Below are 12,899 nucleotides of genomic sequence, written 5' to 3' on the forward strand. Positions count from 1 at the left end.
GCCCAGTACGCCCTAAAGTCGCCGTTGGCGGGCGGCCCCAAATACCTGCTAGGATTTATGCCATGTCAGAAGTCGATCGCCTGAACCCGTTCCTGCTCGGCCCAGCCATCATCCCATGTCCGAGAATGGTGATGCTGACCCGAGATTTCGAGGCTCCGTTGGCGGAAGGGGAAGGTCAGTTCGAGATCGTGTCGGAGCGGGAGTTCCGTTACCGCATGACTGGGCAGCCTGTCGATCGGGGCCATAGCCTGCGCGCACTCAATCGTCAGCGGAATGAGCGCTACGATGCGCAAAACAGGTTCCGCCTGGAGATGACGGATGCCGACGGGATTGAGTGGTCAGGTGGCTGGACGGTGCCTGACGTAAACTGCGACGGGGATCAGTGGGTGCTCATTGGTACATGTGACCAGCTAAGCACTATTGTTAAGGGGCCGACGACCGGCGAAAGCGGGGCTGAAGCTCGCTTTCTAATTCCCCGAAACCATAGCGCCACGATCATTTTACGTCGCTTCGTGCGAAGCGACGATGAAGCCGGCGCATTAAGCGCCGCTCGCACTGTCAATGTTCTCGGCGTGCCGGTCAGGTTCGCGTTCGACAGCGAGACCAACGTACTTTCCGTCTCCGCCGTCTGCACCCCGGATTTTCCGACTCACGTGGCCGAAAATTGGTTCGGCGAACCGCTCTGCATCCTTTTTGGACAGTTGGTGTTTCCGCGACTTGTCGAGCGCCGCTTTCCTGACGGTCGCTCCATGCTCTGGGTACGACAATCGCCTGCCTGGACCGCCGACTCCACATGGACGGCGCTTTGGATCGGCGATGATCGCCTCACGGACGATGGTGATTTCTTTGATCTCTACGCCGGGCTCCTCACGTTGATCGCGCGTACCGGACAGTGGGAACGCCACACGATCACAAGTTTCTACGAAGAGGTGATCCAGTCGGCGCAGGGATCGAGGTGGGTGATGGCACTGACACTGGCCAGCAGCATCGAAGGCCAGGCGCGTCTCCTCGTCCCGCAGGGCACGCTTCGAACCGACGCCGATCAGGCGGCGATCGATTCTCTGGTCGCCCATATCGACCAGTGGACCGGCGCGTCGAGGCTGAAGGACGCAGCGGCGTCTGCGGTAAAAAGAGTGGATACCGTTTCCGTGCAACGGGCGCTCTACACATTGGCGGGTGACGGGGTGAGTACTCGCCCACAAATCGCGTCCTGGATAAAGATCCGCAACAGCGTCATGCATGGCACGCTCGTTTCGCCCTATTCCAGCGAGGAGAACGACCAGATTATTATTAATCTAGCCGATCTGCTTCGGGCACTCACGCGTGAGTCCGCGCGCCGCGCGCTGGTTCAGACAGAACCCGTTTTCCCTCCACGCCCGCGTGAGGGACAGTCACCCGCATGGGCCGAGACTAGGGGCTCGGCGAGGCGAAAAGCCGAGTATGGCCCGACGGGCAAGCCCGGCACGCCAATCTAAGGCAGACTATTACCGTCCCCGCTCGCGTCCACCATCATGCCCGCCGACAGGAAAGCCCCGCTCATGCCGCCCCTTCTCTTCTGAAATCCGCTGGCCCTTCGCACCCTCGTCCTTCTGATACGCTCCGCCCGGCGACCTGCTCTTGCCGTGCCGGATGCAGGCGTCCGTCTTGTTGGGATCGGACACGCAGACACAATAGACGGCATCCGCCAGCAAAAATTCCGGCCCTTCCTCAAACAACCACGTGGTCGGTTGTGCTTCCGGCGCATCTGCCAGCCTGCCGACCGTGACATGCTGCGTGCGCCCATCGGGATCGGGCTGCTCGATCAGGATTTCATCCGGCGCAAGCGCGAAATGCTTGTGCGCCAGATGGACCGCGAACCTTTGCAGCTTGCCGTGCCTGGCCAGTGCATCGCGCACATCGCGCAGGCAGGCCAGATCTTCATCGTCCAGGAGCGGCGCATTCTGCAGCTCAGGCAATATCGTCCACTGCATCGGCTGAATCGAAAGGTTCATGGCGCGTAACCTTCTGCTTCGCCACAAAAGACATCACGGGCGAAGGCCTCTGTCACGATCGTTTCCGTACCGACGGCGACAATGACCTGTTCGTGGGCAGGCATTCCACACGCGAGAGGCCGCTTGCGGGCGGCCTCTCGCAAGGCGTCAATATTCGCTCGGCAGCAGGATGGTTTTGTTGACGAGATAGAAGCTGATCTCCGCGCGCGGAAAATCGGTGAATTCGATCAGCCTGGTGAACACGCTGCCGCCGTCGCCGTCCTCGCAAACGAGCGTGGCACTGTGATCGGGATTCACCGTCAGCCTCCAGAGCTGAAACTCTTCGGCTGCGATGCGTTTGTCGAAGCGCTGCGTCAGCGCGATTTCATCGTTGAGCCAGTAGGCCCCGGCAGTCTCGGCGACATATTTCACGCCGTCGGTATAGAGAATGTCGCGGACCAACGCGTGGCGATACCAATGTTCACTGCCAGTGAACTGGATCAGGTCGGTTTCTGAGAAAGTTTTCGTGTTCGTCATGGTCGTTCCCCTTTGCCTGGCGGGCCGCGCTATCGCGGCCTCGTGGGGCAACAGGGACCGGACCCATAGGATGAGGGATCAAACGCCGCGCGAAAGCGCGCCGGTCTACGGGGCGGAGCTGCACAAGCGAACGTGCGGAAGCGAGCCGCGTTGATCCCGAGACGGGAACGGTCACACATCCCCACATGAGAGGCCGTCTGCGCGAACCGCCTGCGGGAGAGACCCGAACGAATAAAGAAAATTGTATCCCTGGAATCCGTACAATGGGCGTCGACGGTGACAATGACCTGTTCGTGGGCAAGCCTTCTGGCAGGCTCATGGGCACATTGCCCCTATGGGCAAGGTCGGACATCCTTCGCGGCAGGCAGCGGGCGACGACAGGCGTGCACGGCGCGTCGTCGACGATTTCCCGGCTGACGTTTCTGTTGGCGCGGCCGAACTGGATGCGGTCGAGGCTTTTCTGATGCCGCTGGTGCATGCCATTATGTCAGGCACGCCACCCGCTGCGAACGGCCTCGAAAAACCTGTTGATGCGCCATTGGTGCGCAGCGCGGACTCACAAGGGCCGCAAAAATCTGGATTACAGGGACGATAAGCGAGAGCGCACCCATGTCCGTGACCATCAAAGCCGAACAAGGGGAACCGGTCACCGGGACGCGCGCCGCGCTGTACCTGCGGGTTTCAACGGGCCGGCAGGCCGAAGCCGACCTGTCGATTCCGGATCAGCGGCGGCAGGCGCTGGCCTACTGTGCCAGCCGGGGCTGGGATGTCGCCATTGAATTCACCGAACCCGGCGCGAGCGGCATGGATGACCGCCGCCCGGAACTGCAGCGCCTTCTTGAAATGGCGACGACGGACGCCCCGCCGTTTGAAGTCGTAGTCGTGCATTCCTTCAGCCGTTTCGCGCGCGACCATTTCGCGCTCGAATACCATGTCCGCAGCCTGCGCAAGGCGGGCGTCAAACTTGTCAGCATCACGCAGGATCTCGGCGACGATCCGATGAGCGTCATGGTGCGTCAGGTCTTCGCCCTATTTGATGAATACCAGTCGAAGGAGAATGCAAAACACACGCTGCGCGCCATGCAGGAAAACGCACGTCAGGGATTCTGGAACGGATCGAAAGCGCCATACGGCTATGCGGTTGTCGCCGCCGAACAGCGCGGTGCCAAGACAAAGAAGCGCCTTGCGATCGATCCCATCGAAGCCGAAGTCGTGCGCCTGATGTTTAGGTTGTTTCGTGAAGGGGACGGCACGTCAGGCCCGATGGGTGTGAAGGCCGTCACCTGCTGGCTCAACGAGCGCGGCTACCGCACGCGCGTCGGCGCGCGCTGGGGTATCGGCCCCTTACATCAGATTCTCATCCGGGAAACATACAAGGGTATGCACCACTTCAACCGGAAGGTCTGGAAGACGAAGGAAGCCAAGCCCGAAGCGGACCAGATCCGCGTTGCCGTCGATCCCATCATCGACGAAGCCACCTTTGACGGTGTTCAGGCCATGCTCAGGGCGAAAAACCCGAAGGTGACACCCCCGCGGGTTGTCACCGGGCCCATCCTTCTGACCGGCCTCGCCACCTGCGCCAGCTGCAATGGCGGCATGACGCTTCGGACCGGCAAATCGGGACGCTACCGCTACTACACCTGCGCCACAGCTGCCCAACAGGGCAAGTCGGCATGTCCAGGTCGGTCAATCCCGATGGACAAGCTCGACACGCTCGTGACCGAGCGGATAGCAGACCAGCTGCTGACGCCGGAACGCATTGGCCGCCTGCTTGGCGGCCTCATGGACCGGCAGGCTGCAAAGAGCGATGACCACGCATCGCGCCTGACCCAGCTGAAGGCAAAAATCGCCGATGCACAGAGCCGCTTGGGCCGCTTCTATGCCGCCATCGAAAGCGGGGTCGCTGATCCAGGTGATCACACGCTCAAAGAGCGGATCACCGCCGTAAAGACCGAGCGCGATCTGGCTCAGATAGCGTTTGATCGGGCCGTCGCCGAAACCAACCCGCGTGCCCGGATCACGGACGAAAAGATCGCCGCCTTTGTCGAGGTCATGCGCTCAAACGTGCTGACGGGGGATACGTCGTTCCGCCGCGCCTACATTCGCTCGGTCATCGACCAGGTCGAAGTCGACGACGCGGAAATCCGCATCCACGGGCGACGGTCAGTTCTTGAGCGGCTGGTGATGGGCGGCGGGGCGGATCCGGCAGGAGTGCCCAGTTTTGTTCGGAAGTGGCGCACCCGACACGATTCGAACGTGTGGCCTCCACCTTCGGAGGGTGGCGCTCTATCCAGCTGAGCTACGGGTGCATCTCAATTTCGCCTAGCCCGACCGACCTATGAGGGTCAACGGATTCGGCCTTCACAAACCAATCCTACATCGCGGCCGCCGGGCGACTACGCCCCACTATCCGCTGTTCCGCCCCCGTTCTCCGAAAACTGCTTACGCGGTGCTTACGCGAAAATTTCTCGGGGTTTGGCGGCGTCTGCAGGATTACTCAAGCTACTGTTTTCACGAACCTTTCTTCAGTTACTCACTCACGAAACACCCTTGACATCAGCCTTCGGAGGGCAGCGCTCTATCCAGCTGAGCTACGGGTGCCTGTAACGTGGAACTACTCTCCGCTGATCACTCTGGTCAACGATGCTCTGGAGCGGCTGAAGCCGGTCCGAGTCGCCGATCACCTCATGGCATTTTCCTCTCAGCGCCTACGCCGGGGTTTCCGCCGAGGTGGTTGCAACGCTTCCTGTCAACGTCGCTCCAAAAAACTCTCTGCTTCTAACCCCTTAAATTAACTAACAAAATAGACCTATATGCCGTCGCCAAGTCTTGATACTCTGGCCTTCGGAGGGCAAGAGTTTTTTGATCTCAGGTCCCCGCGTTTCCCGACGGCGAAGACTTCCCGCGACCGCTCATCGCAGCGAGGATCTGGGTGCCAATCGCGTCAGCTGCGTGATGCAGTGGCGACGCGGCCAAATGCGCATAGCGGGCTGTGGTCGAGGGTTGCGCATGACCCAGCAACGCCCCGATCACCGGAAGGCTTAAGCCGCCCGCGGCGCCAACGCTAGCGTAGCTGTGGCGCAAATCATGAAGCCGGACATTCTTGATCGCCGCCGAAGTGCAGATCCGCTCCCACGGTTTGCGGAGGGAGACAATCGGCTTGCCTGAACGCTCGCCTGGAAACACATCCTCGGACCCAGGCTGCCGGGTCAACGAGAGGAGCAGGTCGATCGCAGGCTGCGAGAGAAAAACTGACTTGGCGCCCGTCTTGCTGTCCGGCAGCAAGAGCAACCGTCGCTCAAGATCGACGTGTTGCCAGCGAAGAGCCAGAATTTCGCCAACGCGGCAACCGGTCAACAGCAGGAGCCGTAGCGCCGCGATCGAAGTTGCGCTACTTGCAGCTACCTTATGCCTCCCACCCATTTTTGTCGATGACGCCTTGGCCAAGTCGTAGCCTAATTCGGCTGCAGATAGAGCGGCGCCGAGACGGGCTAACTCATCGTTGGAGAGGAACCGCTCCACTTTGTGCTCGGCGTATCGCCTGACGCCCCGGCAGGGGTTGCTCCCTTCCGGACGGAGTTTCCAATCCTCGGCGAGCGCGAACATTTTTGAAAGAAGCGCCTGCACTCGGTTCGCGACGATCTCGCCGCCGCGGACTATGCGTCTGCCTTGCCGCTTGGTTTTCTCGTCCTTTGCCGTCGTGTCGTGGGCGACTTCGCGCATTACCCGCGCGACATCGGTCCGCTCGATCGACTTCACCCGCAGCTTGCCTACCAGCGGTATCACGTGGTTTTCGAGATTGCGACGATCTTGGGCGATGCCAGACGGCTTCTTGTGGGGGGATTGCATATTCGTCGAGGTACCGCTGGCCGAGTTCCGCAACGTTTATGTTCTCTGAGCGCTTTTCCCGAGCTGCGGATGGTGTCTCGCCTGCGGCGACCGGGCCGCGCAGCCGCTGCGCTTCAAGCCGCGCTTGCTCCGGTGTGACATCGATGCCGTGCCGGCCGATTGTGACCCTGTGGTCCCGGCCCGATCGGCCATATTGAAGGATATAGATTCGGCTGCCCTTAGGCGTGATTTTGCACCCAAAGCCCGGGAGTTCAGTGTCCCACAGGAAGGCATCGCGCTCGCCGGGCTGCAATCCGTCCACCGTTCGCTTGGTGATTTTTGCACGCATGACAAACCTCCCGCTGCGCAAAGATTGCATCACGAAGGCTGTTTTCTAGCAAGGCGTCAGCAAGGCGGCGGGGGAAAGTTGCCGGATACCGGGCCGAATGATGGCGTATCTTACGCAACTGATAAGAACGACGCAGAGCGTCCAAGTGCTTGGTTTATCGAGAGATCGGCGGTAATCGGTGACTGGATGGCTGGTGCCCAGGGGCGGAATCGAACCACCGACACTGCGATTTTCAGTCGCATGCTCTACCAACTGAGCTACCTGGGCGTCGCGCGGCGGGCCGCTGACTAGAGGCGTCTTATAGAGGAGCTTTCCTGCCGTTGTCCAGCGCCTCGACGCCGGAATTTGCCGGTCTGGCGGCGGGCTGCTCAAGACGGCTGCTGTTCGAGGCGATGAACGGCGGAACCCCGCGGGCGCAGCTGGGCGGCTCTGGCTCAGGGGCGGCAGGTTCAGGAGGCGCATCTCGTCGCGACTACTGGACAAAATACCGGGGCAGAGATCCAAGACCCCATATGGCTTGCCATCACGAGATCAGACGGCCTTGACGTGGATGCGTGCGCGGAGAAAGCGAGATAGCCCTTGAAATTCCAGCGGTCGTCCGGAAGCGCCGGCCGCGTTTGCCCGGCGGCGTCCGAGGCGCGAACCGCCAGCTCGCGATTGCCTTTGGGCAGCTCGATGTCAATTTCCCAGAATGTCCAACTCGATCGCGTCTCCGGGTCATGCTCCAACCCGGCTTGCGCCCGGTTCCTTCCGGCGGCTGGAAACCGCGAAATTCGAGCAACGTTCCAGAGCCGGCGGAATCAAAAAGGCCTCCTCACAAGCCACCGAAATAGGGCGCCGGGGGACGGCGCGTTGAATGTCCGAAATCGGACAAAAGCGCTGCGCGATTCCAGACGATCAGCGCCGCCGCGTCAATGCAACGCGATTCCCCTTGCGGCGCGCCATGAGGCGGCTCCCTGACTGGCATGCTTCCTGCTGTATTCATCTTGATTTCGGAACATCCAGCCGCTCGGCGCAACATTGTCGATTGGCCTGTTGCATTCATGACAAGGGCAAACATGACCTTCGATCTCAAGCAAGAGTGGTCCGCGGCCGAAGTCAGCGCGCTGCTTGCGTCCGTCGAGGATGATCGGAGCTGGCGCCTCGAAGTGACGGCGGACGGAATTGTTCAACTGAATGATCTTACCATGGTTCCGGACGCGGCCCACGAAGACGCTCTCCATTGCTGTTTCGAGGTCTGGGATCAGGGAACTGATTTCGTGGGCGCCGGAGCCGCGAGCGACAAGAACCTGTGCAAGACGCTCGAGCGGCGCCTGCGGGAAAATTATCCCGCACTCCAGGGAGCAAAGACTCTTTCGGCGCTCTGATGAGCGGAAGTTGATTTCCCGGGATCAGGGCTCCGATCGGATGGCGCGGACGCTTGAAACGAAGAGGCAAGAGACATGGCATCAAACGACATCGACGTCTTCGTCATCTGCGAGGCGGCAGCCATCGCGCCCGGCGCCGCCAAGGCGTTCAGCCTGTCCCGCATCAATGACGCCGGCGACCCCGAGACGTTTCCGATCTTCGTCATCCATACGGCTGCGGATGAATATCTCGGCTATGTGAATGCCTGTCCGCACAAGGGCGTGCTCCTCAATAAGGGCCCGGGAACCTTCTTTACCCAGGATCGGAAACTTCTCGAATGCGGCCAGCATGGGGCCATGTTCGACATCGACACGGGCCTGTGCGTCGACGGACCCTGCAAGGCGCAAAGCCTCGAGCCCGTCGCCCTCGCCGTGATCGACGGGGACATCTGCCTGTGCGGCGTGAAGCTGGTCGAGGATGACGGAATTCCCAATCCCTTTGAAATGCCGGATGACGGCCCTGTGGTGCTGATCGATTCCGACTGATTGCTTTCAAACCGTTGCTTAGCCGTACTCGCCAGGAAAGCATATGCGGCCAGACTGTCGTCGACACAAAGCCGGCGGTTTGATCGCGGCGCTGTCACGCCAATGTCCTGACAGGCAATAGAGTCATGAGAAGCGCGCATCAAAAGGCGCGACAAGGAGTACATGATGGCGGCGGAAACGCACCATAACCATCGGTTTTTCGTTTCCTACAGTGGCGTCAAGCTGCCGCTCAACCTGGTCAATCCGATTCCTGAAGAGGGGCTGTCAAACCGCAACACCTTCATTCGCGCCTATTTCGATGAGGCAGGTTTGTTGATTGGCTTCGACAAAGTGGTCTATGGAGAAGTGGAGCTCGCCCACCGCTATGAATATCACGACAACGGCCTGTTGAGCCGCGCGGAGATCAACATGCTTGACGAAGACGCTGTGACCCTGCGCTTCGATGCCGCCGGAGTTCAGATTTCTGACGCGTGATAATTGGGCCATCGGATATGACAGTTGCTCAGCTCCTCGAACAGCTCGCCAAAATGCCGGAGGACGCCGTCGTCCTGATGGAAAATGGCGCGGGGCTGTCGCTCATAAGCGGCCTGGATTTTTTTGAGAGCCAGGGTCCCGGAGCGCCCGCCGAGGTGGTCCTCCTGCCCAATATGAATGAATAGATTTCGGATTGGTTCGCGGGGCCGGGAAGCTCGTTGCGCTGCAAATTGAGGAGCAATGTCATGAGAGAGCGTATGCCCTTCCGGCGAATTGGCGTCGAAGACGCGCAGGGTCTCCTCACGCAAGGCGCCCTCGTCCTCGATGTTCGCGACGCGGACAGCTTTCGCAGAGCCCGCATTGACGGCGCCCATAATGTCTCGACCTTCAACCTTTCAACCGTGATCGAGACCACGCCGAAGAACAAGCCGGTCCTGATCTATTGCTATCATGGCAACGCCAGCCAGGAATATGCGCGGATCCTCTCCGACTTTGGATTTCTTGATGTCTATAGTCTTGATGGAGGATATGAGGCCTGGAGCGAAACCCTGCGCGCGTCGCCCGGCGTTCCCCTCGATGATGCGGTGCGGCTCTGGCTCGCTGAAAATGGATTTCCGGCTGGCGGCGTGAATGCCGCGATCGACAACGGCTCCACGCCGCTGATGAAGGCAAGCCACAAGGGCCGGTGTGACATCGTGCGCCGGCTGATCGCCGCTGGCGCCCAACTCGGCCTGAAGAATAACGATGGCAATAACGCGCTCTGGCTTGCATGCGTCGGCGCGCATCTTGATGTCATCGACGCGCTGGTCGAAGCAGGCGTTGATATCAACAACCGAAACGACAATGGCGCGACGTCGCTGATGTATGCCTCATCGACGGGAAAGGCGTCCGTCGTCGAGCGCCTTCTTCTGGCCGGCGCCGACATTGCCGTCGAGACGCTGGACGGCTTCAGCGCGCTCGACATGGCGGCGACGGTCGAATGTCTTACCTTGCTGCGAGCGGCTGCGCGTCTGCGTGACGCCGGCGCCGCGACGCTGGCGGCGGGCCATCGCGCGTAGCGCGTAATGGTCCAAACGACAGGGACGCTGCAGCGGGTTGCGCCGGCTCTCGCTTCAGTGAACCTTGCGGTAGAACTCGATGGCGTCGTCGAGGTCGCCGAAGGCGATCAGCTGGCCGCGGTGAAGCACCAGCCCTCGTTCGCAATAGGCTTTGACGGTGCCGATATCATGCGACACCATGATCATGCTGCTGCGGCCGCGCTTTTCGTCAAAGGCCTGGCGCGCCCGCAACGCGAAGCGCGAATCGCCGACGGCGGTGATTTCGTCGACGAGATAGCACTCGAAGTCGATCGCCATCGAAAGGCCGAACGCCAGCCGCGCGCCCATGCCGGACGAGTAGGTGCCGACAGGCATGTCGAAATAATTGCCGAGTTCGGCAAAGTAATCGACGAATTCGATCACGCGCTGCGTGTTGGCGCCATAAATTCGGCTGACGAATTTAACGTTCTCGCGGCCCGTCATCGCTGGATGAAAGCCGCCGCCAAAACCGAGCGGCCAGGACACTGTGATGTCGCGTTTGACGTGGCCGGAGTTGGGCAGCTCCGTGCCCGCGATCAAGCGCAGAAGCGTCGACTTGCCGGCGCCGTTCGGGCCGAAAATGCCGTAGGAGTAGCGCGTGTCGAAGGTGTAGCTCACATTGTCGAGCACAATCTTGCGGTGGTTCTCCGTCTTGTAGATTTTTGTGACGCCTGCCAGCCGGATCATCTGCGCTTCATACTCCATATTTGCGTTGCGCCGCGCGCCACGCAGCCATTCCGCCGACATAAAGCAAAGCCGACGCGGCGAGGCTGAGGAGACTGAAAAGGAATCGGTGCGGATAGGTCGTATCTCGCGCGAGAACCGGATGGACGAACGTCGCGAGATAGACCTTCTTTCCTTCAGCATTGACGCGCGCTCGCTCGAGGGCGGCCGCGGCCAGGGTATATTGCTTTTCGGCGATCTGGCGTTCGAGCTCCAGTTCGTCGAAGCGGGTGATCTTGCCGGACAGCGTTTCGCCTTGCGATCCGTCCTGCGACGTCACTTTTTCCTCAAGGCTGGCGATCTGCTCGCCGATAATGTCGAGGCGCGCCCGCATGATCTGCACCTGCGGCGCATTGGCGTTGACATTGCCGCGTTCGGCGCCCGTTATATCCTGCTCGAGATGAATTTTCTCAAGCCGCAGCTCCGACACTAGTTTGGCGATCCCCTCCGCTGTGCGGCGCGGATCGAGGGTCGCCTGCGTGTTGCGAAGATCCCGCAGCGCCACGCGCGCCGCGCTGAGGCGCCCCTCCGCGCGCGCCAGTTCGCTCTCGGCCTGGTCGACAGCGTCTTTAAGAGCGCGAGTGGAAAGCCCGTTGACCAGACGTTCGCTCAAATCGACTGTCGCATTGGCGATCTTGAGCGTTTCGTCCGGCGTGAAGGCGCTGATCTTGACGGTCACAATGCCGGATGGCGCTTCGACCGAGACCTTCATGTGAGAGAGCCAATATTTGACAAAGTCTTCGATCGAATCATCGGCGTTGAAGCGAGAAAGCCAATCAATCGAATGGCTGGAATAAAGAGCGCGAAGATCGATGTCCTGTTCGAGCGCCTCGACGATGGCTTGGCTTTTCAGATAATTGACGACGATCAGGGAATCCTGGACCTGCGTGAAGGAGGCAAGGCCGGTCAGCGCGGAGATGGCGTCGGTTGAGACGCGCTCGCCTCCCCTCACCGCAAAACGCGCCTCGGACGTGTATTCGCTGGACGCGATCAGCGAGAAATAGGCGACGGAGGAGACCGCGGGCGCGACGAACAGAACGAAAAATCCGATGAGCGCGCTGCGCGACCGGCGCACCTGAGCGAAGCTATGGTAGCCGATTCGCGCGCCAACGGCCCAAGACGGCCGGGCGACCCGTCTGCCTTTGGCAAGACGAAGGCTTCGCGCTGCGCGCCGCCATTCCTCCGAAGCGCTCGCCGCCTTCTCGAGAGCGGTGGCATGCGCCTTTGCGAGCGCGCCGGCCTTGATGTCGGCGGCGTCGGGATCCGCGGCGCTCAACTTAAGCTTGCTCCATACGGTATTGGTTTCGCTTTCTGCGATGTCCTGGACGTTATCCTGCCGCGAATTCCCCGCACGACATCGGACGTCGCTAGCAGATCAATTTGTCCAAACAGCGTCGACGGATACAGGAAAACGAAGCGCCAAGCCAGCGTCAAGCCCCCCGAAAGCCGGCGAGGACGGCCGGGATTCCGGCGCGCGCATCAAGTTGATGAGCAATGCGAGCAAAAGCCTAAAATTTATATTTGACGCCAACCTCGGCGCCGGAGCCGAGAGACTGGCCGTTCACGGTCTCGTTATAGCGCTCGATCACGCCCGATGTGCTCACGCCGCCATAAATTGGCTCATTGTTCGCCTTCCAGTTCATATCCACGCTGAACGGATCGTCTCGCCCGGCGAATGCCTTTTTCGATAGGCTGGGCTCTGCCGGATCGGCAGGACGAGACGGACCGGCGACAGCGGCCGCGGGCGTCGCTGCTTTGTCTTTTGACGCAACTCTTTTGGCTAAATGAGGTTTCTTGATAACCGGCCTTGGCCGGGAAGGCGCAAAAGCCGCGTCGATTTCCGGCGGCGGCTGGATCAAATCGCGGGCGAGAGCGGGCTCAAGCGACAGCGCCGCCATGATCAGCCCGGCGAACAATCCTCCTTTGGCCACCGCGCGCTCCTCCATCACAATGCGGCTGGCAGGGTGCAAGCGAATTGCAGCACCATCTTGACCGGCGCCATCTCCGCGGCGATGTGATCCGGCTGGGGGCAGCGCCGTGCGCGCCTTGG

The 12,899-nt window shown here is 60.7% G+C and carries 15 protein-coding genes, 2 tRNA genes and 2 pseudogenes; 8 read left to right on the plus strand and 11 right to left on the minus strand.

Annotated elements, in window-relative coordinates; translation table 11 throughout:
- Positions 1-62: 62 nt before the first annotated feature.
- A complete protein-coding gene (locus tag SIN04_RS19190) occupies positions 63-1,475 on the plus strand; it encodes a hypothetical protein (protein ID WP_134491864.1) in 1,413 nt (470 codons plus the stop codon).
- A gap of 9 nt (positions 1,476-1,484) precedes the next feature.
- Here SIN04_RS19190 and SIN04_RS19195 read toward each other — a convergent pair whose 3' ends face one another.
- Complete coding sequence (locus tag SIN04_RS19195) at positions 1,485-1,991, minus strand: hypothetical protein (protein ID WP_134491866.1); 507 nt, start codon at positions 1,989-1,991, stop codon at positions 1,485-1,487.
- Positions 1,992-2,138: 147 nt separating this feature from the next.
- The gene (locus SIN04_RS19200) at positions 2,139-2,507 is read right to left on the minus strand and encodes a DUF6876 family protein (protein WP_134491868.1); all 369 of its coding nucleotides are present in this window, start codon (positions 2,505-2,507) and stop codon (positions 2,139-2,141) included.
- A 334-nt stretch (positions 2,508-2,841) separates the two neighbouring features.
- On the opposite strand from SIN04_RS19200, the gene SIN04_RS19205 reads away from it, so the two are divergent.
- Entirely contained in the window at positions 2,842-3,102 is a 261-nt protein-coding gene (locus SIN04_RS19205) for a hypothetical protein (RefSeq protein ID WP_134491870.1), read from the plus strand.
- Between the two features lie 14 nt (positions 3,103-3,116).
- A pseudogene (locus tag SIN04_RS19210) lies at positions 3,117-4,178 on the plus strand (recombinase family protein); the annotation flags it as partial.
- A 15-nt stretch (positions 4,179-4,193) separates the two neighbouring features.
- Here the strand turns inward: SIN04_RS19210 and SIN04_RS19215 are convergent.
- From SIN04_RS19215 to SIN04_RS19235, 6 genes and pseudogenes are all read right to left on the minus strand, one after another.
- A complete protein-coding gene (locus tag SIN04_RS19215) occupies positions 4,194-4,322 on the minus strand; it encodes a hypothetical protein (RefSeq protein ID WP_280178187.1) in 129 nt (42 codons plus the stop codon).
- 417 nt (positions 4,323-4,739) lie between these two features.
- A tRNA-Arg gene (locus SIN04_RS19220) sits at positions 4,740-4,816 on the minus strand.
- A gap of 559 nt (positions 4,817-5,375) precedes the next feature.
- On the minus strand, positions 5,376-6,389 hold the full coding sequence (locus SIN04_RS19225) for a site-specific integrase (protein WP_341264151.1): 1,014 nt from the start codon (positions 6,387-6,389) through the stop codon (positions 5,376-5,378).
- Between the two features lie 79 nt (positions 6,390-6,468).
- Positions 6,469-6,714 (minus strand): annotated as a pseudogene (locus SIN04_RS20335) (Arm DNA-binding domain-containing protein); the annotation flags it as partial.
- Positions 6,715-6,875: 161 nt separating this feature from the next.
- Positions 6,876-6,951 (minus strand) — tRNA-Phe (locus SIN04_RS19230).
- 182 nt (positions 6,952-7,133) lie between these two features.
- Positions 7,134-7,412 carry a hypothetical protein gene (locus SIN04_RS19235; protein ID WP_244605903.1) on the minus strand — a complete coding sequence of 93 codons (279 nt, stop codon included), beginning with the start codon at positions 7,410-7,412 and terminating at the stop codon, positions 7,134-7,136.
- Positions 7,413-7,742: 330 nt separating this feature from the next.
- On the opposite strand from SIN04_RS19235, the gene SIN04_RS19240 reads away from it, so the two are divergent.
- The 5 genes from SIN04_RS19240 (at position 7,743) to SIN04_RS19260 (ending at position 10,108) form a co-directional block, all read left to right on the plus strand.
- Complete coding sequence (locus SIN04_RS19240; protein WP_134491874.1) at positions 7,743-8,051, plus strand: hypothetical protein; 309 nt, start codon at positions 7,743-7,745, stop codon at positions 8,049-8,051.
- Positions 8,052-8,126: 75 nt separating this feature from the next.
- Positions 8,127-8,576, plus strand: coding sequence for a Rieske (2Fe-2S) protein (locus SIN04_RS19245; RefSeq protein WP_134491876.1), 450 nt, complete (start codon positions 8,127-8,129; stop codon positions 8,574-8,576).
- Positions 8,577-8,741: 165 nt separating this feature from the next.
- Positions 8,742-9,050 (plus strand): DUF6156 family protein, encoded by a 309-nt coding sequence (locus SIN04_RS19250; RefSeq protein WP_134491878.1) that lies wholly within the window; start codon positions 8,742-8,744, stop codon positions 9,048-9,050.
- A gap of 17 nt (positions 9,051-9,067) precedes the next feature.
- A complete protein-coding gene (locus tag SIN04_RS19255; RefSeq protein ID WP_166796001.1) occupies positions 9,068-9,235 on the plus strand; it encodes a hypothetical protein in 168 nt (55 codons plus the stop codon).
- 60 nt (positions 9,236-9,295) lie between these two features.
- Positions 9,296-10,108, plus strand: coding sequence for an ankyrin repeat domain-containing protein (locus tag SIN04_RS19260; protein WP_134491880.1), 813 nt, complete (start codon positions 9,296-9,298; stop codon positions 10,106-10,108).
- Between the two features lie 54 nt (positions 10,109-10,162).
- Here SIN04_RS19260 and SIN04_RS19265 read toward each other — a convergent pair whose 3' ends face one another.
- The 3 genes from SIN04_RS19265 to SIN04_RS19275 all read right to left on the minus strand — a co-directional run bounded on the left by SIN04_RS19265 (position 10,163) and on the right by SIN04_RS19275 (position 12,780).
- Positions 10,163-10,813, minus strand: coding sequence for an ABC transporter ATP-binding protein (locus SIN04_RS19265; protein ID WP_134492694.1), 651 nt, complete (start codon positions 10,811-10,813; stop codon positions 10,163-10,165).
- A 7-nt stretch (positions 10,814-10,820) separates the two neighbouring features.
- Positions 10,821-12,125, minus strand: a complete 1,305-nt coding sequence (locus SIN04_RS19270; protein WP_166796002.1) for a hypothetical protein — start codon at positions 12,123-12,125, stop codon at positions 10,821-10,823.
- 232 nt (positions 12,126-12,357) lie between these two features.
- Entirely contained in the window at positions 12,358-12,780 is a 423-nt protein-coding gene (locus SIN04_RS19275; RefSeq protein WP_134491884.1) for a hypothetical protein, read from the minus strand.
- Positions 12,781-12,899: the final 119 nt, after the last annotated feature.

Origin of the sequence: Methylocella tundrae (genome assembly GCF_038024855.1) — a bacterium.
GTDB lineage: Bacteria > Pseudomonadota > Alphaproteobacteria > Rhizobiales > Beijerinckiaceae > Methylocapsa > Methylocapsa tundrae.

Coding starts and splice junctions, on each gene's coding strand:
- SIN04_RS19200 (WP_134491868.1), bottom strand. CDS start 2,507: ATGACGAACACGAAAACTTTCTCAGAAACCGACCTGATCCAGTTCACT.
- SIN04_RS19250 (WP_134491878.1), top strand. CDS start 8,742: ATGGCGGCGGAAACGCACCATAACCATCGGTTTTTCGTTTCCTACAGT.
- SIN04_RS19245 (WP_134491876.1), top strand. CDS start 8,127: ATGGCATCAAACGACATCGACGTCTTCGTCATCTGCGAGGCGGCAGCC.
- SIN04_RS19265 (WP_134492694.1), bottom strand. CDS start 10,813: ATGATCCGGCTGGCAGGCGTCACAAAAATCTACAAGACGGAGAACCAC.
- SIN04_RS19260 (WP_134491880.1), top strand. CDS start 9,296: ATGAGAGAGCGTATGCCCTTCCGGCGAATTGGCGTCGAAGACGCGCAG.
- SIN04_RS19240 (WP_134491874.1), top strand. CDS start 7,743: ATGACCTTCGATCTCAAGCAAGAGTGGTCCGCGGCCGAAGTCAGCGCG.
- SIN04_RS19190 (WP_134491864.1), top strand. CDS start 63: ATGTCAGAAGTCGATCGCCTGAACCCGTTCCTGCTCGGCCCAGCCATC.
- SIN04_RS19255 (WP_166796001.1), top strand. CDS start 9,068: ATGACAGTTGCTCAGCTCCTCGAACAGCTCGCCAAAATGCCGGAGGAC.
- SIN04_RS19205 (WP_134491870.1), top strand. CDS start 2,842: ATGGGCAAGGTCGGACATCCTTCGCGGCAGGCAGCGGGCGACGACAGG.
- SIN04_RS19195 (WP_134491866.1), bottom strand. CDS start 1,991: ATGAACCTTTCGATTCAGCCGATGCAGTGGACGATATTGCCTGAGCTG.